Annotated in this window: 18 protein-coding genes; 6 read left to right on the forward strand and 12 right to left on the reverse strand. The window is 58.1% G+C overall.

From position 1 onward, the window contains the following. Nucleotides 1-100 precede the first annotated feature (100 nt). Nucleotides 101-949, reverse strand: coding sequence for a calcium-binding protein (locus ACP0KA_RS25860; protein WP_424631820.1), 849 nt, complete (start codon nt 947-949; stop codon nt 101-103). A 656-nt stretch (nt 950-1605) separates the two neighbouring features. Here ACP0KA_RS25860 and ACP0KA_RS25865 point away from each other — a divergent pair. Continuing rightward, nucleotides 1606-2265: an AAA family ATPase gene (locus ACP0KA_RS25865; protein WP_424631821.1), complete on the forward strand. Its 660-nt coding sequence runs from the start codon at nt 1606-1608 to the stop codon at nt 2263-2265. A 182-nt stretch (nt 2266-2447) separates the two neighbouring features. Here ACP0KA_RS25865 and ACP0KA_RS25870 read toward each other — a convergent pair whose 3' ends face one another. The 4 genes from ACP0KA_RS25870 to ACP0KA_RS25885 all read right to left on the reverse strand — a co-directional run bounded on the left by ACP0KA_RS25870 (nt 2448) and on the right by ACP0KA_RS25885 (nt 8452). After that, nucleotides 2448-2879 carry a transposase gene (locus tag ACP0KA_RS25870; protein ID WP_424631822.1) on the reverse strand — a complete coding sequence of 144 codons (432 nt, stop codon included), beginning with the start codon at nt 2877-2879 and terminating at the stop codon, nt 2448-2450. A gap of 809 nt (nt 2880-3688) precedes the next feature. After that, nucleotides 3689-3871 (reverse strand): hypothetical protein, encoded by a 183-nt coding sequence (locus tag ACP0KA_RS25875; RefSeq protein WP_424631823.1) that lies wholly within the window; start codon nt 3869-3871, stop codon nt 3689-3691. 190 nt (nt 3872-4061) lie between these two features. Further along, nucleotides 4062-7208, reverse strand: coding sequence for an efflux RND transporter permease subunit (locus tag ACP0KA_RS25880; RefSeq protein WP_424631824.1), 3147 nt, complete (start codon nt 7206-7208; stop codon nt 4062-4064). Continuing rightward, the gene (locus ACP0KA_RS25885) at nt 7205-8452 is read right to left on the reverse strand and encodes an efflux RND transporter periplasmic adaptor subunit (RefSeq protein ID WP_424631825.1); all 1248 of its coding nucleotides are present in this window, start codon (nt 8450-8452) and stop codon (nt 7205-7207) included. The genes ACP0KA_RS25880 and ACP0KA_RS25885 overlap by 4 nt, the downstream gene beginning before the upstream one ends. Before the next feature lie 464 nt (nt 8453-8916). Between ACP0KA_RS25885 and ACP0KA_RS25890 the strand changes: the two genes are divergently transcribed. After that, nucleotides 8917-9447, forward strand: coding sequence for a cupin domain-containing protein (locus ACP0KA_RS25890; RefSeq protein WP_424631826.1), 531 nt, complete (start codon nt 8917-8919; stop codon nt 9445-9447). Between the two features lie 47 nt (nt 9448-9494). On the opposite strand, the gene ACP0KA_RS25895 is transcribed toward ACP0KA_RS25890, so the two are convergent. The 4 genes from ACP0KA_RS25895 to ACP0KA_RS25910 form a co-directional block, all read right to left on the reverse strand. After that, nucleotides 9495-10745, reverse strand: a complete 1251-nt coding sequence (locus ACP0KA_RS25895; protein WP_424631968.1) for an Hsp70 family protein — start codon at nt 10743-10745, stop codon at nt 9495-9497. Nucleotides 10746-10900: 155 nt separating this feature from the next. After that, nucleotides 10901-11446: a DUF4863 family protein gene (locus tag ACP0KA_RS25900; RefSeq protein ID WP_424631827.1), complete on the reverse strand. Its 546-nt coding sequence runs from the start codon at nt 11444-11446 to the stop codon at nt 10901-10903. Continuing rightward, complete coding sequence (locus ACP0KA_RS25905) at nt 11443-12225, reverse strand: nitroreductase (RefSeq protein ID WP_424631828.1); 783 nt, start codon at nt 12223-12225, stop codon at nt 11443-11445. Before ACP0KA_RS25905 ends, ACP0KA_RS25900 begins: the two co-directional genes overlap by 4 nt. Beyond that, a complete protein-coding gene (locus tag ACP0KA_RS25910) occupies nt 12201-13403 on the reverse strand; it encodes an ABC transporter substrate-binding protein (protein WP_424631969.1) in 1203 nt (400 codons plus the stop codon). Before ACP0KA_RS25910 ends, ACP0KA_RS25905 begins: the two co-directional genes overlap by 25 nt. Before the next feature lie 455 nt (nt 13404-13858). Here ACP0KA_RS25910 and ACP0KA_RS25915 point away from each other — a divergent pair, with 455 nt between their 5' ends. The 4 genes from ACP0KA_RS25915 to ACP0KA_RS25930 all read left to right on the forward strand — a co-directional run bounded on the left by ACP0KA_RS25915 (nt 13859) and on the right by ACP0KA_RS25930 (nt 17372). Next, the gene (locus ACP0KA_RS25915) at nt 13859-14839 is read left to right on the forward strand and encodes a LysR family transcriptional regulator (RefSeq protein WP_424631829.1); all 981 of its coding nucleotides are present in this window, start codon (nt 13859-13861) and stop codon (nt 14837-14839) included. Nucleotides 14840-15175: 336 nt separating this feature from the next. Beyond that, on the forward strand, nt 15176-15922 hold the full coding sequence (locus ACP0KA_RS25920) for a LuxR family transcriptional regulator (RefSeq protein WP_424631830.1): 747 nt from the start codon (nt 15176-15178) through the stop codon (nt 15920-15922). 79 nt (nt 15923-16001) lie between these two features. After that, complete coding sequence (locus ACP0KA_RS25925; protein WP_424631831.1) at nt 16002-16616, forward strand: acyl-homoserine-lactone synthase; 615 nt, start codon at nt 16002-16004, stop codon at nt 16614-16616. 138 nt (nt 16617-16754) lie between these two features. Next, nucleotides 16755-17372 (forward strand): PAS domain-containing protein, encoded by a 618-nt coding sequence (locus tag ACP0KA_RS25930; protein WP_424631832.1) that lies wholly within the window; start codon nt 16755-16757, stop codon nt 17370-17372. 102 nt (nt 17373-17474) lie between these two features. Here ACP0KA_RS25930 and ACP0KA_RS25935 read toward each other — a convergent pair whose 3' ends face one another. From ACP0KA_RS25935 to ACP0KA_RS25945, 3 genes are all read right to left on the reverse strand, one after another. Continuing rightward, nucleotides 17475-18560 (reverse strand): DUF2336 domain-containing protein, encoded by a 1086-nt coding sequence (locus ACP0KA_RS25935; protein ID WP_424631833.1) that lies wholly within the window; start codon nt 18558-18560, stop codon nt 17475-17477. Between the two features lie 282 nt (nt 18561-18842). Beyond that, a complete protein-coding gene (locus ACP0KA_RS25940) occupies nt 18843-19337 on the reverse strand; it encodes a hypothetical protein (protein WP_424631834.1) in 495 nt (164 codons plus the stop codon). A gap of 388 nt (nt 19338-19725) precedes the next feature. Next, complete coding sequence (locus ACP0KA_RS25945; RefSeq protein ID WP_424631835.1) at nt 19726-21216, reverse strand: FAD-dependent monooxygenase; 1491 nt, start codon at nt 21214-21216, stop codon at nt 19726-19728. Between the last annotated feature and the right edge of the window lie 65 nt (nt 21217-21281).

Raw genomic sequence — 21281 nt, forward strand, 5'->3', positions numbered from 1 at the left:
ATCTCCTCTCACGCCTTCAATGCAGACAAGCCTTCAGTGCAGAAGAGAGCGAAAGCCCCGCTGAAAGCGGGACTTTCACAATGCATGTCCGTCAGCCGAGTTAAGGCTTCGGCAAGGTGACATCCTGGTCGGTGAAGTGAAGGTTCTCAACTCCACTGACTGCAACCGTCTGGTTGTCGCTGAAGTGCAAGGTGTAGGTCGACGCGCTCTTGTCGACGTCAATCTTGGTCACATCAAAGAATGAGCGGTCCGCAAAGCTGACCGTGTCATTCCCGCTGCCGCCGATGATCGTATCGTTGCCGCTATGCGACTGAACGTGGAATATATCGTCGCCACTTCCACCCTGCAGCGTAGAACCGGAAATACCACCATTGAGCCAGAAGTGATCGTTGCCGGCGCCGCCCTGCAAAACATCGCCCTGCGCGCCAACCAATGTATCGTTGCCATCACCGCCCGTGAGCGTGCTGTGCGCGAATACAGGTGCCGGCGTCTGGGACATGTCGTTGCCGCCACCGGCAACATCCGAGTGAGAATCACCATGCCCGTGAGAACCGCCCTGCCCGTGAGAGCCGCCGTGCCCATGAGAGCCGCCGTGCCCGTGAGAGCCGCCATTTCCGGGAAGGACTTCGCTGGCAATTCCGCCAGAGATCAGGAGGTCATTGCCTGCGCCGCCGTCCAATGTGTCATTGCCGGAGCCTCCGTAGATACTGTCATTGCCATCACCTCCGACCAGCGAGCTGTCACCGTGTCCTCCGTGGATCACGTCGTTGCCGCCGCCGCCGTAGACCGTATCATTGCCGTGATCGAACAGGTTGATGGTGTCGGAGCCCTGGCCCGCGGCAACGAACACATCGTTGTGGCCACCCGTCACATCCAGCTTGGCGCTGTTGCTATCCAGGATGATCGCCTTCAGGTTCGGATTCGTCTCGACGGTTGTCGACTTAGACACGTCCAAAACCTGGATGGTTGGCGGTACTGCCCCGCCGTGAAACGGTCCAGACTCGAACCACGCCCTCGTACCATCCTCGCTGCCATCCTGAAAAACACCACTATGCGCAAGCGAGTCGAAAAGCGCTGATTTAACACTCGCTTCGATGTTTCCGTTATGTTGGAGAATATCACCTAGTTCAGTTTTCGTCAGGTAGGTAACGGCCATGGCACACCTCTGGCTGGCTTTTCGAATTCACGGCATATACAGACGCCCGATCGAGACCAAAGCGCGCCGCGGCTTGAATGTGCTAGATCGTGAACGAGAGCAATGAGATCACACTACGGATCCGGCGCGCCGCATATGTTATGCTCGCCGGATCATTTGTTATGTTAATGTTAGTATCGCGATGCGATCCAAGTCAAGCGTTAGATGAGCCTGACATTAACTCACACTTGAACAATTCGGCTCGAGAAAAACCGACATCTCCTTTGAGCGCCGCTGCTTTTCAGCATTCGCCCGCATCCAGCGTTCGTGTCATTCGAAATTCGCCGCCGAGACATGCAAAAGTATCAGACGTAACCAAGCGGCGGCGGGGTCTCAGTGAGATGCCAATTGTGAAGCCGATTCAGAAATGATATTGTTTAACAATGTAAACATTTTTTAGCGCGACTCGCATGAATTTTTCCGACTCGGTGCGAAGAACTATCACTGTTACCCAGCGGAAAGGCGGGGTTGGAAAAACGACGATTGCGATTTGTATCGCAGCCGAACTTGCCCGTCGCGGGCATGATGTCGTGCTGGTGGACAGCGATGTTCAGCGCTCCGCTTCGCAATGGGCGGAGCCGGGCAATCTGGAATTCCCCGTGTACGAAATGGCTTTAGAGCAGATTTCGGTATCGGCATGGGCTCGGGAGGTGCGCAACATTCAAGCCGGCCTCGTTGTGATCGACACTGCGCCCAATGCGCGTGAAATGGGGGCATCGATCGCCCTGGCGAACCTTATCCTGGTTCCATGTACCCCGTCCGGCCTTGATCTCGACGCGACAGTGCAGACGCTTGCGATCATCGACGCGGCGCGTGAACACCGGCGAGACCAAATCAAGGTTATTCTGGTGCCCAACAGGCTCGATGGCCGTACCCTTGAGGGGCGGCAACTGGTCGAGGAGTTGAGCGAGTTCGGCGAGATGGTTGCCCCGCCCATCGCCAGTCGTTCGGCATTCGTCCGCTGTTTCACCACCGGCCAATCCGTCGCGAGTTTCGTGCCGGGAGATGCTGCGGATCAGGAAATCCAGCAACTCGCAGACGCAGTCGAATGGGCTGCGGGACAGGAATAGCGGAACGGTCGCCTTGGCGTTCTCGTCCGCCTCGGCGGGCAGTCAGGCGAAGACGAACGCAGACCTCACAATGCGAGAGATCATATCATGTCACAGTGATCGTTACCGCGAAGCATGTGAGATTCCGCTTGGGCTCGCCGGCCCGCTCCCTGGAGCCTTAGCGCAACCACCTTGCGAGCCCACTATCCGGAGCTGCCAGGACCAAGCAAAGCTTGAAGACGCCCTTGCGCACTTGATTGACGGGGCAAGGTGGCCGAGGCAGCTTCTTCCAATCTCATTTTCTCGAGCAGAAGATCCGTCACGATCTTCCGAAGCCGCTGATTCTCGAGCGTAAGCTCCTCCAGCACGCGGCGCATTTCGTCGTTTGACAGCACGTTAGCCGGGACCTTGCTATCGCCTGCGCGATCCTGCGGAGCCACGGCTTCACGCTTGGGCAGAGGCAGCTTCCGCCAACGATGAAGGGTCATGATGCTCACCCCAAGCGCCTTGCAAATGTCCACCTGGGATTTGCCAGCCCGGGCAAGTTCCTCTGCTCGGTCGAGCTTCGAGAGAATTTCCTCGTGAGTATGCTTCTTCATCTTCCTGCCTATAGGCTCAGGCCCCTCACCGGCCAAGGGTCAGCCCGCGCGGGGCACTAAAATTAACATAAATACTTATGCTCAGAAACAAGGTGCCAACAGTGCGTAGCACAACTTGAACGTTAATCCGGCATCACACAAGTTAGACATTCGTGGTAGTTGCGATGCAATATGAACCACTTAACGTTCATCGCGCACAATCCTGCAAAAACTAACGCCCCGCTTTTCGATCTCCCACGTTCATATGATCGACTGTGATGGCTTAACAAAAGCGGCCTCTCTATTGTGAGCACAACCGATCCGCGTAGGCATCAATGTTCTCAGCTCACGTCGCGCGTTGCGGCGTCCGGTTTGCTTGGTCATCGCGCCTAGTTTGTGTCCATAAAGACACACTTCGGGCGGCCCATTCATGGGATTTTCGATCGCTTCGAGGAGCGTAGTTACAGGGCTCACCCCGGAGGCTTAATTGCCGGAAAATCGGTGAGAGCGAGATTCTTCCTTGATGATGCATGGGTCACCATGATCCTGGTAGGTGCTTCGCGCCGTATTGCGCGCATCGTATCAGTTCTGCCGCGAGGCCGACCCCAGACCGAATCTCCGTTTCCGTCGACCCGGTTGCCGAAGCCAGACACATGTCCGACCGAACAGAGTGGACGATGTGGCAGTCAGGTCTGCAATGCGGAGATCGCGCGCGACCGGAAGAAAGACAAGTCAAGATCACAAACAGTGTCGAACCGTCGGCCCCTGCGACTGAAATTAAATTGCAGATCGATAAAGCTACAGCCGAGCTGCGGTCGAGCCGGAAGTGGTTGCATTGCTCGAGTGCGCCGACCCACTGGATTTCCTCACCCATCCGCACCGAACGCGTTCGCTGTCGCGGATGATGTCGATCGCGAGCCCAGAATGTCGAAGTTCATGGCCGGGATTTCGAGAATTCCAGCCATGTCGGCCATATTCCCCATTTGGGCCTGCGCCGCTCTTGCGCTCGTCATCGTGGCCTTGCCGTTGGGCGGCGGGGCCCTCGTCATGCTGATCTGGGTTCATCGCTGGATTGAATGGTTCAAACCTTCCGTGGCTCAGAAAACGAATCCCGGCCCCAGCTGATCGCACGCAGTTTGCGGCATTGTTCGTGCCTCGGCTCCAGAGAAAATTGGAAGCCGCCTGCCCTCGCCGCTGTGATGGTCAGTGACAATCGCAACGGCCGGAACTGACCGGAGCTCAAACGGCAGGCTCAGCCTTCTTCTTGCGCCCACCGAAGCGTTTCTTGGTCGCTTCGCGCGTGCGCTGGAAGATGACATAGAGCATCGGGATCAAGAAGATTCCGATCGAACTTGCCGCCAGCATGCCGCCGAACACAGCCGTGCCGACGCCTCGGCGGCTGAGCTGGGCGGCGCCGGTGGCGAACACCAACGGCACCAGTCCAAGAATAAAGGCGATCGAGGTCATCATCACTGCGCGGAAGCGCATCTGCGCGCCGAGAATGGCGGCGCGTTCGATCGACTCGCCGGCCTCACGCTGCTCCTTCGCGAACTCGATGATCAGGATGCCGTTCTTCGCCGCCAGGGCGATCAGCACAACCAGACCGATTTGGCCGTAGAGATCGAGACTCAAGCCCGAAAATTTGATGGCGACGTAGGAGCCCAGCACACCGACGACCACTGACAGCAAAACCGGGATCGGGATGGTCCAGCTTTCGTACAGCGCGACCAGGAAGAGATAGGCGAACAGCACGGCGAGCGCCATGATCAGACCCGTCTGGCCCGAAGCCGCCTGCTCCTGATAGGCCGTGCCGGTCCATTCGAAACTGTAGCCGGGCGGCAATGTCTTTGCCGAGACCTCGGCCATCGCCGCGAGTGCCGTACCGGACGACACGCCGGGCGCCGGACCGCCGTTGATGGTGATGGCGCGATAATTGTTGTAACGCGTGATCACCTGCGGACCGGTCTGGAATTTCAGGCTGGCAATCGACCGCATCGGAACCATCTGGCCCGTATTGTTGCGGACGTAGATCTGCCAAATATCGGGAATATCGTTGCGATTGCTCGCATCGCCCTGAACGTTCACCTGCCAGGTCCGGCCGAGCATATTGAAATTGTTGACGTAGATACCGCCCAGCGTCGCCTGCAGCGCGGTGAACACGTCACTCATGTTAAGACCGAGCGCCTGCGCTTTGGCACGATCGATGTCGAGATAAAGCGAAGGATTGCTGGCCGTGAACGTCGAGAACACGCGCGTCATGCGTGGATCCGCGTTCGCAGCCGCGATGAGCCCGCCCATCACGCTGCTCATGGCCGATGGGTCCTGCCCCTCAAGAGCTTCCAGCACATATTCGAAGCCGCCGCCGGTGGAGAGACCGATGATCGGCGGCAGATTGAAGGCAATGACGTTGGCATCACGGATCTGCTGGCCCGCGCCGAACACCTTGCGGATCACCGCTTGCGCGGAATCGACCGCCGCCGTTCGATCATGGAACGGCTTCATGCGCGCGACCACGAAGGCGTTATTCGGCAGGTTGCCGCCGTCGAGCAGCGAGAAACCGATGATCGACAGCGTATGTTCGATCGCCGGAATGCCCTTCAGGATGTTCTCGACGCGTTTGGTGACCTCGCTGGTGCGTGCCACGGATGCACCGTCAGGCAATTGCACCATGACAAAGAACGCCCCTTGATCTTCTTCCGGGACGAAGCCGGTCGGTGTCAGGCGAGACACTCCGAAAATGCCGCCAGCAAAAACCGCGACTGCGACGAGTGCAAATATCGCCATGCGCAAAAGGCGCTGAACCGCGCCGGCATAGCGGTCGCGGGTCCAGTCGATGGCGCCAAGCACCCTCGCCATGATGCCCCGCCGAGGACCGTGGTGCGGGCGCAGGAACACCGCGCAAAGTGCCGGCGACAGCGTCAACGCGTTCAGCGCGGAGATCAGCATCGCGGCACTGATGGTGACGGCAAACTGACGGAACAATGTGCCGGAAATGCCGGGAATAAACGCCACGGGGACGAAGACAGATAACAGCACCAATGTGATCGCGATGATCGGCGCAGTGATTTGCGCCATCGCCTTCTTGGTTGCTTCGGCCGGAGATAAGTCCGGCTCCTCCTCCATGACACGTTCGACGTTTTCCACCACGACGATCGCGTCGTCGACCACGATGCCGATCGCGAGCACCATGGCGAGCAGCGAGACCGTGTTGGCGGAAAAGCCCATCGCCAGCAGCACTGCGAAGGCGCCGATGAGACTGACGGGGACGGCGACAGTCGGAATGATGGTGGCGCGAAAATTTCCCAGGAACAGGTAAACGACGATCACCACCAGCACGAAAGCTTCGCCGAGCGTCTTCAGCACTTCGAAAATGGTGTCGGTGACGAACGTGGTGGTGTCGAATTGAACCAGATACTTCATGCCTTGCGGAAAGCGAGTAGACAGTTTCTGCAAGGTTTTCTGAACGGCGGCTGCGGTCGTCACGGCGTTGGCGCCGGGGGCCAGATAGATACCCATGCCGACGCCGGGACGGCCGTCGATGCGGGACTCGCTGTCCAGGTTCTGAGCGCCGATCTCAACCCGGGCCACGTCCTTCACGCGCAGCAGCGAGCCGTCCGGATTGGCGCGCAGGACAATCTCTCCGAACTGTTCAGGCGTGGAGAGCCTGCCCTGCGTTTGCACATTGAACTGGAATTGCTGATCATCGCTGATCGGCCGTGCACCGATACGGCCGACGGGCGCCTGCACGCTCTGTGCCCGGATCGCGGCAACAACATCGGACGGCGCCAGATTGAGGCTGGTCAGACGTTGCGTATCGAACCAGATCCGCATCGAGTAGTTCATCTTTGCGAACAGGCTCGCCTGGCCGACGCCGGGCGTGCGCGAGATCGCGTCGAGCACGTTGACGATCGCGTAGTTCGTAATGAAGATCGGGTCCTGATCCTTTGCCTCGCTGTAAAGGATCACGAACTGCAGCACCGCCGATGACTTCTTCTGAACAGTCAGGCCCTGGAGCTGAACTTCCGGTGGCAGCTGCGCCAACGCCGCCTGCACGCGGTTGTTGACGTTCACCGTATTGATGTCGGGATTGGAGCCGAGCGCGAAGCTGACGGTGAGCGAATAACTGCCGTCGTTGCCACTGTTCGACTTCATATAGAGCATCTTGTCGACGCCGACGACCTGCGCTTCCAGCGGCTGCGCGACACTGCTCTCCACCACGGCGGCCGAGGCACCCGGGAAGGAGCCGGTGACCGTGACCTGCGGCGGCACGATATCGGGAAACTGCGCAACGGGAATCTGGGTCAGCGCCAGCAAGCCCGCGATCGTGATGATAAACGCGATAACGATCGCAAGGCGCGGACGGTCAACGAAGACGGAAGAAATCATTTGCCCGAGCCTCGTGCGTTAGGGGCCGCCGGCTTGTTATCATTGCCCGGCATCGGTGCCGGGGCGGATGAATTCGGGTTTGGCGCGATCTTCATCATGGCCTGGATTTCCGGTCCAGCCGGTCCGGGGCTGACAGGCTGACCTGGACGCACGCGCTGCAGCCCTTCCGCCACAACCCTGTCTCCGAGCGACAGACCGCTAATCACCGAAGCGACGGTCGCCGTCGATTGACCGAGTTGGATGCGACGCTGCTCGGCCTTGTTGTCGTTCCCCACGACGTACACGTAATCGCCGCGCTGATCGGACAACACCGAAGATCGCGGTACAGCCAAGACTTCAACCGGCTGCACGCCTTCGAGCAGCACGGTAACAAACTCGCCATCGGTGAGTTCCCGCAGCGAGCTTCCGCTCTTGACGTCTGGAAACAGCAGCGGGTTAGGAATGCGCCCGCGAACGAGCAACGTGTCGGTCGCCTGCGTGACCGTGTTGCTCGCGAAGTCGAGGTGCCCGACCTGATCGTAGGTCCGCCCGTCGGGCAATTTGAGGCGGATCACGACCGCGTCGAAACCTCCCTCCTTGGCGTAACGGTTACGCAGCTCAAGGGCTTCGCGCACCGAGATCGGAAATGTCACATACATCGGATCCTGACTGATAATCGTCGTCAAGACGCCCGAGCTTGCACTCACGACGTTGCCTTCCGTGACCGCAGTGCGTCCGATACGACCGTCGATCGGCGAGCGGATATCCGTGTAGTCCAGATTGATCTGCGACAGGCTGACCTGCGCCTGGGCCGCCTGCACCTGTGCCTCAAGGCTCTTTTGATTGGCAATGGCGGAATCAAAATTCGATTGTTGGCCGGCCGGGCCAGTCAGCAGAGTGCGCTGGCGCTCCGTGGTCAGGCGCGCGTTCGTCAGGGTTGCCTCGAGCTGATCCACCTGAGCCTTCTTGGCCGCGAGGTCCGCTTCGAATGGTCCGCGCTCCAGCCGATACAGGTGATCGCCGGTCTTGACCTCTGCACCTTCCTCAAACAGGCGCTTGTCGAGGAAGGCCGTGACGCGCGCCACGACATTGACGCGATTGATGGCCTCGATGCGGCCCAGGAACTGATTGGTCTCGGTGATCGGGCGCTTGGCGACCTCGATAACGCCGACGGCCGGAGGCGCAGCAGATGGCGCCTGCGCATGTGCCTCACCGATCAACAACGCGGCAACCGCTCCAAGCGTGAGCATCGTCGTGTAGCGCATCATCAACTCCTTAGGGGAAAAGCTCAGGCGACGGTCATCAAGCCGATCAACGGGAAAGAAGATGGTTTATCTCATGCTGCGCTAAAGCGCCATATATCACGAGATCTTGCGCGTTTTCATCCAATTGATCGTGTTTAACAGCCCAAGCAAAATTTGACTGAGTTTGCGGGTTCAAAACGAACTGCAGAACCGCAGCCGATACATTCTTCGACGAAAGTCGAGCGCCGCGGGAGGCGAAGCCAAAGGCACGAAGTCACATATGTGACAAGCGCGGTCGAACGGCATTCATCACGACCTCGCGATGACGCCCTGCGGGCACGGCGACCTATTTCAGCTGTAACCATCACGGCCGATAGCGAAACCCACCCGCAACAATCGGATGGAACAGTCACGCCACGCCGCAGTCGGTGGCGTATGGCAGGTGCGCGGCCTAGCCCGCGTCACCAAAAAGCGGGTCTCTCAAAATGTCTGCTAAACTCAATGCGAACAGCCGTCGCGGGACGGGAACGGCAAACGTCTCAGAAATTTTTTCTCCGCAAAAGGACTTGCCCCCGACCAACACCTATCTGACCGAAATCTCCGACAACGAAGGGGATTATTGTGTCATGCAATGCGCCCTGCCCGCCGGCGCAATTGTGCCGTTGCACAGCCACGCAGATCGGGAGACGTTTTACGTGTTGTCCGGAACGCCGAGCTCTCTGCGGGAAGACACGTGGACGGAGCTTGGACCGGGCGACATCGTCGATGTGCAGGATGGCGCCCGGCATGCCTGGAAAAACGCGTCGCAAGAGCCCGCTTCCATGCTCTGCGTGACGACAATGAAGATGGCCAAATTTTTGCGGGACATTTCGGCCTCGAGCAATGACGTGTCAAATCCGGATGAGCAAGCCCAGCGCTTTCTCAACCTTGTCATGGCACACGGCTACTGGCTCGCTAATCCCGAAGAAAACGCCGCGGTGGGGCTGGATGTCAATTGGAGCGGATCCCACGGCTGACAGCGCAGATTGCGGGAGCCTGCAGATACAGCTCGCTCCCGCTATGATTATCGGCCGTACCGCTGTGCGGCTTCGATCGTCAGCCCTTTTCCCACGGCCCCAAAGGTATCGCCCTCGACGATCTGGGCTGCGGGCATTGTCTTCATGATCGCATTTCGCACGTGGGCGAGCTGCACCGAACCGCCGGTCAGGAATACGGCCTCGATATCGCCGGCCGCAAGCCGCGCCTGTTCAAGACATATCTTGATACGCGCGGCGATGCGCTCGGCCAGTTGCTTGGTGTGACGAACGAGATCGGCTCGAGACATCGCAGCATTCAAGCCCGGTTTGATCCAGTCGAACGAAATGGCGGCCTTCTGCTGATCGGATAGGGCAATCTTCGCACCTTCGACCTCGATCGCCAGCGTATGGCCGCGCTGCTCATCGAGTACGCGAAGCAGGCGGTCGAACAGTTCGGGCTCTGCCGCCTCATAGCGAACCTGCCGAATTTGGCTGATGATCTTCTGCTCATACATACTGTTGATCCGCGACCATGTTGCCAGATCGTGGAAATATCCAGTAGGTGCATTCAGTCCAGCGCGCTTCATCTGACTGCCGTGGCCGAAGAGCGGCATCACGACACCCAGGCTAAGCTGACGATCGAAGTCGGTGCCGCCAATGCGCACGCCATCATTGGCGAGAATGTCGGATGTCCGATCAGCCTTGCGGTGACGCTCCGGGCTGAGCCGCACAATCGAGAAGTCGGATGTACCGCCGCCGATGTCCGCGATCAGCGCAATCTTCTCCCCGGAGATCTGGCGTTCGTAGTCCAAAGCTGCCGCAATCGGCTCAAACTGAAATGTGATATCTTCGAAACCGATCTCCCGAGCGATGTCCCGCAAGGTCTCTTCTGCCTTGCGGTCCGCATCCGGTGCATTATCGACAAAGTGCACTGGCCGGCCATGGACGACGTGCTTCAACTCATGACCAATGTTCTGCTCGGCGCGCCGTTTCACGACAGTGAGGTAGTAGGCAATCACGTCGCGAAAACTCGCCCGCTCACGTCCAACGCGCGTGGTTTCGTCGATCAGGGCTGTTCCGAGAACCGATTTCAGGCTCCGCATCAAGCGGCCCGGCGCACCATCGACATAGGCCTCGATGGCCGTTCGGCCGATCAAGGTCGCGCGGTTCGGCTCATAAAAGATGGCGCTCGGGACCGTGACGTGGCCTGTCTCCAGCTCTGCCAAGACCGGAACGTCGTCCACAACAGTACCGAGCGTCGTATTCGACGTTCCAAAATCAAGTCCGCAGGCTGACATCGTTGCTCCCGAAAGGAGTGCCCGTCTACACACTTCGGAGCCGTCGATCCAGCCCTGTCGACGCAGATATTTCATGCATTCGCCTTCGGAGAGTGGAGCCTCCGAAAGCGAACACGTTTCATCTTGCGGTCATGATTCCTGCCGTTAACTCACATTCAAGCTGGAGCCTTGAAATCATACGAGATGCGGCCAGCCGGCAGGTAGAACAGAGCGATCAAAGCCCCGCCCTTCACCTCCGGATAATGGCGGCTTCCCGGATCGGGTGCAGTCCATCCAGGTCCCTGCCAGCCTTGAAGTCCCTTCAACTCGGCCCCCTTGTCCAGCGGGATCACCATGTTCAATTCGCCATACGGATGCCCGTGGTACTGCCCTCGCAGGACATCGTCGTCATCGTCGTCCTTGAACGCTTTTGGATCCTTACTGTCCATGTAAACGGCCGTGATACTGAAGTGAAACGTCTCCGGCGACGGGTCAACTATTCTGCTGCGCCGGTAGCTCGGACCGTCGACCTCCTGGTTGGCCGCCCAGCCCTCTTCAACGCCGAGCTTTATGAGACGCGCCAGTTCCTGGTACAGCTCGCTGCGTTCGCCGTACTTTTCATTGAGCCATTTTTCCATCACTGCGCTCGGAGTCATGTCCTTGACCTCCTGCAGGAACGGAATGCTCTTTTGAATGAGTTCATCGCGGTGTTTGGTGCTCATGGCTTGTTCTCCGTTAAAATCCCATGGTCTGCTGAATCCGCAAAGCCGGCGAAATGTGCGAAGTCGGCGACAGCCGCCTTCGGCATGAGACTTCCTGTGTCAACGACACCGGTCTCGCCATATCCCATCGACATGCCGCACACGACCATCTCATCGGGCGTTATGGGGAGCAGCCCTCTCAACAGCGCGTGGTACTTTGCGAAGGTTTCCTGCGGGCAGGTCTGCAGGCCGCGTGCGCCGGCGGCGATCATGACATTCTGAATGAACATGCCGAGATCGAGCCAGCTGCCCACCTGCAAGCGGCGATCGATGGTGATGATCAGGCCAACAGCCGCACCGAAAAAACTATAGTTCCTTGCGGTCTGCCGTGCCCGAGCAGGCACATCCCATTGCTGGATCCCGAGCGACCCATAGAACAGCCGGCCGAACTGTTCGCGACGGGACACATAGGGATCGGGAAGCGGCGATGCGTAATACTGATATTCAGACCTGTACTGATCCCTCGCCTCCTCATGCGCCTTGAGCAAGACGGCGGAAAGCTCGTCCTTCCTGGCGCCCGTCACGACATAGACGTGCCACGGCTGGATGTTCGCGCCACTCGGTGCAAATCTTGCGACTTCGAGCACCTCTTCAACGAGATCCCGCGGCACGACCCGGTCGCTGAATGACCGGCAGGCGAAGCGGGACTTGATGACGTGATCGACGAGATCGCTGGCAGGCCCTCTCTCGTCGCGGCATGATGGTGCCGGGTCTATCATTTCTTGCTGAGCAGAGGGCATCCGCCTTCCTCCTGAGGTCTGAATGCTTCCTTGCCGGGGATCGTTGCCAGCAGTTCGTAGTAGTCGAAGCGACATTTTGATTCCGAAGGCTTTTTCACTTTGAACAGATACATGTCACGCAGAAGACGGCCGTCCTCGCGGATGACGCCATTCTTGGTCATGAAGTCATTGACCGGCATCGCACGCATCTTCGCAGCAACCGTCGGCCCATCGACAGTCCCCGCCGCACTGATCGCCTTCAGATAATGCATGACCGCGCCGTAAGTCCCGGCGTGGATCATGGTCGGCACCTTGTTTGTCTTCGCGATGAATCGCTTCGACCATGCACGGGTCTCGTCATTGAGATCCCAGTAGAAAGCAGAGCTCAGGATCAATCCTTGGGCACTCTCAAGACCTAGGCTGTGAATGTCCGCGATGAACACCAACAGCCCGACCAGTTTCTGGGATTTCGTGATCCCGAATTCGCCGGCCTGTTTGACGGCATTGATAAAGTCGCCGCCAGCATCCGCGAGCGCGATGACGTCGGCTCTGGACGACTGCGCCTGTAAAAGAAACGAAGAAAAGTCGGGCGTGTTCAGCGGGTGCTTCACCGATCCGACGGCTTCTCCACCAAGCGAACCGATGACTTTTCGGCTGTCCGCCTCGAGTTGGGTGCCGAGAGAATAGTCGGCCGACAGAAAGAACCACTTCTTTCCACCCAGCTTGGAAACAGCTTTCGTCGTGCCCTGCGAGAGAGCATAGGTATCGTAAGTCCAGTGGACGCCGGTCGGAGAACACTCATCGCCGGTCAGGCGCGATGTGGCCGACCCGGTGGCGAGAAATATCTTCTTTCGGTCGCGGGTGATGCCCTGTACCGCAAGCGCTACCGCCGAATTGGGGACGTCCGCGATAGCTTCGACATAGTCGTTGTCGATCCACCGACGCGCAATACCGCCTCCGATATCCGGCTTGTTCTGATTATCGGCGGCGATAATTTCGACTCGTCTGTTGAGGACCATGCCTCCAAAATCGTCCACGGCCATCTGTGCAGCCACGACCGATCCCTGTCCGCCATTGTCGGTATAAAGCGACGACATGTCCGACAACACCCCGATCCTGAGAGGTGGAGCAGATTCCGCACGCGCCCGATTGGAATGAAAAAACAAAGACAGAAAGACTACGGCCCACGTAGATCGCATTAAGGACCGGCGATCATGTATCGAGATCAACATTGCGCTTTCCTCCGATGACGACAGGGCGATGTTCGCGCCTCTTTTCTGCCGATCACTCTTCCATCCGGAAAATGGGATGCGGAAGTGAAAGTCCCTCAGAGTCCTAATGCGCCTCGTTCAGCACTGTTGAAAAGTCGAGGCAAAGTAAGCGTTTCATCGGACCTCACACGTCCCTGAAACTCCTTCAGCTTCAAACTGCGCGCCATGCATTTTGGTGGCTACGCCGGAAAGCCTGCCTATCAATAGCAGCCCGGATATGTCCGACGAGGACCGGGTTATAGCGGCGATGTATCTTTCCTGACGAAGGCTTGTTTTATAAGCTACGAGCCTTGGCGCGGGTCTTGCCAAGCGCGTGCTTCTCGATCGACAGAGCGCGCCGCCAGTGTCCGCACCTGTTTCAAACACAATAGCCGGACCCGGGCATGGCCACATTCAGTACCTTAGATCTCAATCTGCTCCGGGTCTTTGACGCCGTCATGGAGGAGCGCAGCGTCCTTCGCGCAAGCCAAAAGGTCTGTCTCAGTCAATCCGCGGTCAGTCACTCACTGGCCCGCTTGCGCGAGATGCTGGATGACGAACTGTTCGTACGCACGGCAACGGGCATGCAGCCCACTGCACGCGCGCAAGCGATGGCCCCCTTGGTGAGGGATGCACTCAAATCTCTCGAGGCAGCTATCGAGCCCCCGAAATTCTCGCCCGCGACATCGGACAAGAAGTTCACCATTGCAGCCAACGATTTCACGACCATGGTTGTTGGCGCGCGACTGCTCGCGTTGCTGCGGTCCGATGCACCTCAGGTGGACATCACAATCAAGCCGGTAACTCGCATTGATCTCGCCGAGCAACTTGATCTTGGCAGAATTGACGCTGCCATCGGCACGTTCTCCAATGTGCCTTCTCGGTTTTATTCGAGCTTTCTGTTCGAGTATGACGACGTCCTCATCACACACTCATCGCAGAAGCTTGGACCGGTAACCCCCTCCGTACTTGCGCGACTTCCGATCATCGTCGTGTCGTTTGGCGGCGAACAGGAAGGCGCGGTCGACGGCTTTATCTCGGAGCGAGGTCTCGCGAGACGGTCGGAGATGTACGATCGAATGGCCTTCGAACGTGCCTTAGCGGACTCCGAAACACTCCCGCGAATAGCAATGTCCCTGCCCCATTTTCTCGCGCTCCCGGCATTTCTTGAGGGAGCCGGCCTCGGCGCGATCGTCCCGCGCCCGCTGGCCGACACATTCGCCAAGACTTACCCGATCGCTGTCCATGAACTTCCCTATACAACAACGCGCATGGAAGTCCGCCTCCTCTGGCATGAACGCAATGAGGGCGACATGTCCCAAAAGTGGCTTCACGAGTTACTGAGGCGAGCGACTGAACAGCTCCGCATCAGCTCGGTTAAATGAGATGCGCTGTCGCTGATGATGCAGATGAATCTCCCGGCGTTCCAGGAATCGCAAAACTGAATTGCAAAACTGACCAGATGGTCTCGTTCTTGCTCCTTTTCAGAGAAATCGGCAGAGACGATGGAGCAAGTATGCGGCCAGGTTCATCGACCGGAGGATATTTTTCTTCGGCTGCGACATGAAGCGCTAATCCGACCGCGCTCCGGATATATTTGAAGAATTACGCACCAATATCTTGTGGACGCACCGTTATACCCACAGAATATCAGCGATAGAGCCGAGGTTACGGCCGTATACGCCAAAGGATTTATATCGAACAGATAACCCGATGCTAGAATGGGCCTTGCTATGGGACCCCTTCACAAACACTACTTCGACGGCGCACTGGACACCCTTGAACGGATTCGAACCGCCGAAGGACTATCGGCGCTTTCGGAGGTCTTGAACTCTGCCTTCTCGCGGTTCGGCTACGAATCATTCTGCGTCGTTGCAGCGCCGACAGCCGGTCAGCAGAAATTTTCTGACAAGCTGCTGCTAAGGAAGTGGCCCAGAGGGTGGTACGAACAGTACATAAGCTCTGATTTTCATCCGCACGACCCCATTTCGAACTATTCACGGTCGCAAACTCATTCCTTTCATTGGTCCAGTGTTTCGATTCCGAAGGAGGATCGGAAGGCGAACGGGATCATGACGATTTCGTCGAACGATTATGGAATGATCAATGGATACTGCGTGCCGATCCAGGGGTTGAATGGATATCAGGCCACCGTTTCCATCGCCGGCGGAGAAATCGATCCTCAAAGCGAAGCTCATGCGGCAATCGATCTCATCTCGATCTTTGCATTCCAGCGTCTTGCGAGTATTCGCCATGACATGAATGTGCCAAAGGTCCTTACCGCGCGCGAGAAAGAAGTGATCTCGTGGGCCGCCGTCGGTAAGACCGCTTGGGATACGAGCGTCATATTGAGCATTTCGGTAGAAACCGTGAATAAGATTGCCGCATCGGCAATGCGCAAGCTGAACGTCCATACCCGTGCTCAGGCCGTAGCAGAATCGATCCGCCGTCGCGAGATCGATATCTGATTGTCAATACCCAGCCCACGGTATCGAGTAATTCCCGGTAAATAACGAGGCTCTCCCCGCACCGCGGGGGAGCCTTCACATGATCAGATTGGTTGATCGCACCAATCGCCACCGTTATCCCGGCCTACTGGAGAAGCTCTTCCGCTTTCGCCACGACGTCTTCGTCAAGGAGCGGGGCTGGACCGATTTTGACCGCGGCGGCCTTTACGAAACCGACCAGTTTGACACGGAAGAAGCGGCTTACGTGGTTGCCGTCGATGACAGCGACACTGTCGTAGGCTGTTGCCGGATCTACCCGACGCAGTTGCCGCACATGCTCTCGGAGGTCTTTCCTTTCCTGGTGCAGGGTGAAGTCCCTCGGCGCAGAGACCTTTACGAACTCACGAGGTTTGGCGTCAGCAAGCATCGGCGCGGCACTTCGACCTACTCCGAACTCCTGGCCGGATTTCAGGAATATTGCCTGGAGCACGGGGCGACGGGAGCGACATCAGTCATCCGCACGTTTCGCATGCCATTGTTGCAAGCTGCCGGCATGTCGATCATTCCTCTCGGTCTGCCGCAGAGTTATCAGGACGAACAACTGCTCGCGGTGACGTTCGAGGTGAGCGAAGAGATTCTGGATCGCGTACATCGCTATGCAAATCTGGCGCGAACATCGGAGGCAGACTTTGGCCTGCAAAGGAAAACCGCCTGATGTGACCGTGTTGAAAATTCTCGACGTCAATTCACGTTTCGTAACTTTCGCCCTTCACCAGAGAGCTTACTGAGCACTGCATACGATGTTTGGGTGCTCACGAATGCTCTCGTCAGAAAACGAAAGCAGGCTCTCGTGATGTCCCGAAATATCCCAAACCCGCGCGTTCATACCGCCCAACCAGATCCCCGCCCTAAGATGATGACATTCCTGCGCTACCGCCGCCTCAGACTCGCACTCGAAACAGCCATCGGCGAGGCGACGGATTTGAAGGATCGCTTCCTGGCCTACCTGCTCTCCATGGCGTATCTCGAGTTGGATGCGGTCGAACTTCGCTCGCAGGATGAAGCCAAGTTTGTCGATTTGGAACAGACTGAGAAGGACTTCGCACCAAGCTTTCATCCGCCAAAGGTCGTCGGAAGCTGGAACTGGGACGTCAAACGGGACCGCGTCCGTGCTGATCCGGAAGTCGCCAGGCTCTTTCAGGTCGATCCTTCGATCGCAGCGATCGGCACACCAATGGCGACATTCGTTCAAGCCATTCACCCCGAGGATGCTCCCCGTCTGCAGGCGGCCATTCAACACTCTCTCAAGAGCGGAGAGTCTTTATGTCTGGCTTATCGCGTGCTCCAATCGACGGGAGGCAGCCAGTGTGTCTTGGCTATCGGCCGCGCGGTCATGGATAATGGTGTCGCAACATCATTCCCCGGCACTCTCGTGGACGTCGAAGACGATATCATAGCGTCCCGCCACTGAGGGCTGGACGCACACGATCATCATCTGTCGACGATCAGACCCTCTCCATGAATAAGGAAATCACAAAGGCGGCCGCGTTCATCGCGTTTAGACAGATGACATTTATCCTGCCTTCCGCGGCCGGAACACCTGTTCGCGCCAGATCAGGAGCGCGCGCTTTGCCGAAGAAAACGACATCTCTTCGTACTTTCGACGCAGTTGACCAACATCGACATCTGACGACGACATGAGGCGACTGAGGATCACGGCCTGCGTCGTTTCCCACGACAGGTCGGCAGCCCGGCACGCGGTTATCAGGCCATCATGGCGATGAACACGCATCAAAGGTTCAATCAAAGCGATCGGTGACGATGTCATCGCAGCGAGCGTCGCAATAATCGCCTCGTATTGCCGATCCGTGGCGAAGTCCGCCAGTCTATTTTCCGTAAGCTCACGGCGCTCCACAAGCCGCTTCACCAGATCGACCGCGGAGCGCAGATCACGCGGTCGTTCTGCATCGCGTTTGATTTGCCGCGAGATATCGTCCACATGCTTCTGGATTTCCGCGCGCAGTTGTGTGGGAGCCTTGTTCACAAGCCGGATATGAACGGCACTCGTGGCGTTATCGAGAAGTTCGCGCAGCAGCTTGTTCGGCAGATCACCCCGTAGACCCACCTTTTCGGCCAAGAGCGGATCCCCCTTGGATGCGGCGACCAGCCGCACAAGACCTCCACGCGTAAAGGACGCACCGGGATTGCCGGCGACCCGACGGCGGACCTCGCGATCGCCGAGTTCAATGATGGCATCCGTAAGCACAGTGTCGAGGGCAAAACGCCCAGCGATTGCCAGCAAATGTCCTTGTCCACGCGTCGTTGCGACTTCGAGCAGATCTTCGTTCGACAATCTTTCGGACACGGTCAGGACCGGGGTTGCGACCGCCCTATCGCAATGAATTGCCAGCCGGCGTATCACAGCGGATGGAGCAAACGGTACGGTTGCCAGCTGTTGGGCAAGCTCGGCGAGGTCTTCTGCTTCGACATCTCGGATGAATCCGAGCAAGAGGTTGTCGAAAATATTGACCTGCTCGGGTGTCAGACGATTGCCGTGCTCGAGGAAAAGATCCGTAATCTTACGAAGCGCGACGATGCGACGCCCCGTGGACTCGTTGCTGATTGCATCCTGCAATTCCTGAATCAGACTGTAGTGCACGACACGATCCAATATTGGCCGCAGCGGCAGCAAAACGATAACGCTCGCCAATAAATGCAGACGGCGCAGTTGAAAGGAAAAGGATTTCAGGCAACGTAAATTTCAAACAAGCCGAGAATACGCTCGCTTCGTTTCGAGGTCGTTAAATCTCAGGTGGCCGATAGCTGTTTGGAGCTGGCGATCGCCGGCAAGCTTCATCGGCCCCGCTAGGCGAGCCCAATACACGATTGCTGCTCATCGTCTTAAGGACGACGAGCAGCCGTGGAAGCTATAGCGGTGCTGTTACCAGCCCCACCTGCGCCAACCGTACCGGTAACCCCAGACGGGCCTGAAGGGCCGACCGTATGCGTACGCGTAGGGACTGTAACCGTATGACACGTAGCGTGGATAATAGTATGGCCGTGGAGCATAGCCGTAGGCCGGATAGCCGTAATACGGACCGCCTCCATAGTAGCCGTACGGGCCTCCGTAGTAGCCGGAGCCATAGCCCCAACCGCTGCTGGCTATTGCTCCGCCGATCAAGGCGCCTGCGACCAGGCCGGCACCAGCGCCGCCCCATCCCCAGCCACCACCCCAGCCGCGCCTGTAGCCCCAACCGCCGCCGCGCCAACCACCACCCCAGCCGCGGCGCCACTGCACCTGAACGGTATTTCCGACAGCTGTAGACTTCATCGCGTCAACGTTGGTTGGTAACGGAGCTGCCCCGGCCGAATGAACGGTCCCAGCGGTCAAAGCTCCAGCAAACGCACAGGCAATCGCAACTCTCGCAATACTCATGGCTGTACTCCATTGAGATTCCCACGCACTTGCCCAATCAATCAGCAGTTTCCAGGTTCCATCCCGTATGCGCGAAATTTTCGTCTGGAGCGGGTTGCCGGGCGCTCTCCGAACACCGCGGCGCGTGGCTTCATTGCAGATATCGCTGCTTAATCAGATCGCGGAGGATTTTTCCCGATGACGTTTTCGGCAAGGACTCGACATGAAACACACGAGCGAGCGGCACACCGCGTTCAGCGCACCAGTCAATCAGATGCGCATCCGACACCGGCCGCGACAGTGCAGACACGGCAGTCGACTGGATGTCCGATCGATTTGCGGGCGGTGCCGCGTCGAACGATTGCGGATCGATCTAGCGTGCAACGAGAACAGCAAGGTCTGAGGAAGTCTACGTCGTGGCGGAGCGGATCGCCTGCAAGTAGCCGGCGACCGCTGCGGTATCATCGGCGGCCGCCACACACCCCACATAACCATCGGGCCGGACAAGCCACATACCGCCCTCACTGAGCGGCGGCTGTATGGCCGGATTGATCAGACCGTTGAATTCCCGCACCAAGCCTTTGACAGTATCGTTGAACGTCGCCAACAACGTGAATCGCGGTGTATCCCCCGATCCGAATGGTGCCTGTCCGGTAAGCGGCATCACTCGTTCTCCCGGCGACGGTCCTTTCACGCCGTGGATAGCGTGCCCGTTGAGCGGACTGTGTTTGTAGCTAATGGCAATCTCGCTCATGTTGTTGACCATCGCCTCGCGGACCGGGGCGAGTCCGAGCAAGACGTGGCCCACGAGGTTTCGCACAACCTGGGCTGCGTGGTTTCTGAGCGTGGCGAGCGCGGTGAGGCGGCCGGAGTCGCTCAGCACCATCTCACCCACAGCACTGCGTTCGATGCTGTAGCTATCGAGCAGCTGCTTCTCAGCGCAAACGCCGCGGCAGACCAACGCCAGCTTCCAGGCGAGATTGAAAGCATCCTGCATGCCGGTGTTCATGCCCTGTCCGCCGGCCGGACTGTGCACATGCGCCGCATCGCCCGCGAGAAACACACGGCCGGATCGATAATCCGCCACCTTGCGCTCATTGATCCGGAAGGCTGACAGCCAGACCGGATCATGGGCGACAAGCCCTCCCGGGCCTCGCTGATCGAGGACCTCCTGAACTTCGGTAAGCGTCGGGTTGGCCGGAAGTGGACCCGTTGAAACTCCGATATCGGCGATGACGCGATACCGCCCGGGCGAAATCGGCAACACCACCAGAACACCTTTCTCGTGCCAGTAGGTTGCCAGCTCCGACGCAGGAAATGGAAAGGCCTTCAAATGGACATCCGCCAGCATCCAGTCGGTGTCCAGCGTACTGCCGGTAAAAGACATGCCCAGACCATGACGGACCGTGCTGTGCGCCCCGTCGCAGCCAATCAGCCAATCCACATTCAGACGCTCTTCGTCTCCCGACGCTGAGCGCAGTGTCGTCTCGACTTGCTTCTCGCCGGTGGAAAATTGAACCAGCTCCACCTGGCGCTCGATATGCACGCCGAGCCGATTGAGATGCTCTTCAAGAAGCCGCTCTGTCTCCGATTGAGGCAACATCAGTGCATAAGGATAAGGCGTTTTTGCCTCTGCAAGGCTGACACGAGCAATCAGCTTGTTGGCGGCAACGATATTCGCCGCATCGACCTTGTTGCCTGCAAGAATAAAGTCATTTGCGCACCCTGCCCGATTCAGCATTTCCAGCGTACGGCTCCAGACAGCGAGCGCTTTCGACTTATCTGTTCGTTGCGGGGCCTTGTCGACGATGCGGACGGCGACACCATAACGGGTGAGCTCGGACGCCATGGTCAAACCGACGGGGCCTGCCCCGACAACAAGAACCTGCGGATTTATCAAGGTTTCAGACCTTTGCTTATCTGCGTTGGAAGAGTCTCAGATTTGGAAGAATCCAGATGTCGCGT

It is taken from the genome of Bradyrhizobium sp. SYSU BS000235, from assembly GCF_049747295.1.
Taxonomy (GTDB): Bacteria; Pseudomonadota; Alphaproteobacteria; order Rhizobiales; family Xanthobacteraceae; genus Afipia.

Bases quoted from the DNA above. Each gene is read 5' to 3' on its own strand.
- ACP0KA_RS25905 (WP_424631828.1), bottom strand. From the start codon at position 12,225: ATGCCCTCTGCTCAGCAAGAAATGATAGACCCGGCACCATCATGCCGC.
- ACP0KA_RS25895 (WP_424631968.1), bottom strand. From the start codon at position 10,745: ATGTCAGCCTGCGGACTTGATTTTGGAACGTCGAATACGACGCTCGGT.
- ACP0KA_RS25930 (WP_424631832.1), top strand. From the start codon at position 16,755: ATGTCCCGAAATATCCCAAACCCGCGCGTTCATACCGCCCAACCAGAT.
- ACP0KA_RS25940 (WP_424631834.1), bottom strand. From the start codon at position 19,337: ATGAGTATTGCGAGAGTTGCGATTGCCTGTGCGTTTGCTGGAGCTTTG.
- ACP0KA_RS25880 (WP_424631824.1), bottom strand. From the start codon at position 7,208: ATGATTTCTTCCGTCTTCGTTGACCGTCCGCGCCTTGCGATCGTTATC.
- ACP0KA_RS25925 (WP_424631831.1), top strand. From the start codon at position 16,002: ATGATCAGATTGGTTGATCGCACCAATCGCCACCGTTATCCCGGCCTA.
- ACP0KA_RS25865 (WP_424631821.1), top strand. From the start codon at position 1,606: ATGAATTTTTCCGACTCGGTGCGAAGAACTATCACTGTTACCCAGCGG.
- ACP0KA_RS25920 (WP_424631830.1), top strand. From the start codon at position 15,176: ATGGGCCTTGCTATGGGACCCCTTCACAAACACTACTTCGACGGCGCA.
- ACP0KA_RS25900 (WP_424631827.1), bottom strand. From the start codon at position 11,446: ATGAGCACCAAACACCGCGATGAACTCATTCAAAAGAGCATTCCGTTC.
- ACP0KA_RS25910 (WP_424631969.1), bottom strand. From the start codon at position 13,403: ATGCGATCTACGTGGGCCGTAGTCTTTCTGTCTTTGTTTTTTCATTCC.
- ACP0KA_RS25915 (WP_424631829.1), top strand. From the start codon at position 13,859: ATGGCCACATTCAGTACCTTAGATCTCAATCTGCTCCGGGTCTTTGAC.
- ACP0KA_RS25885 (WP_424631825.1), bottom strand. From the start codon at position 8,452: ATGCGCTACACGACGATGCTCACGCTTGGAGCGGTTGCCGCGTTGTTG.
- ACP0KA_RS25875 (WP_424631823.1), bottom strand. From the start codon at position 3,871: ATGACGAGGGCCCCGCCGCCCAACGGCAAGGCCACGATGACGAGCGCA.
- ACP0KA_RS25890 (WP_424631826.1), top strand. From the start codon at position 8,917: ATGTCTGCTAAACTCAATGCGAACAGCCGTCGCGGGACGGGAACGGCA.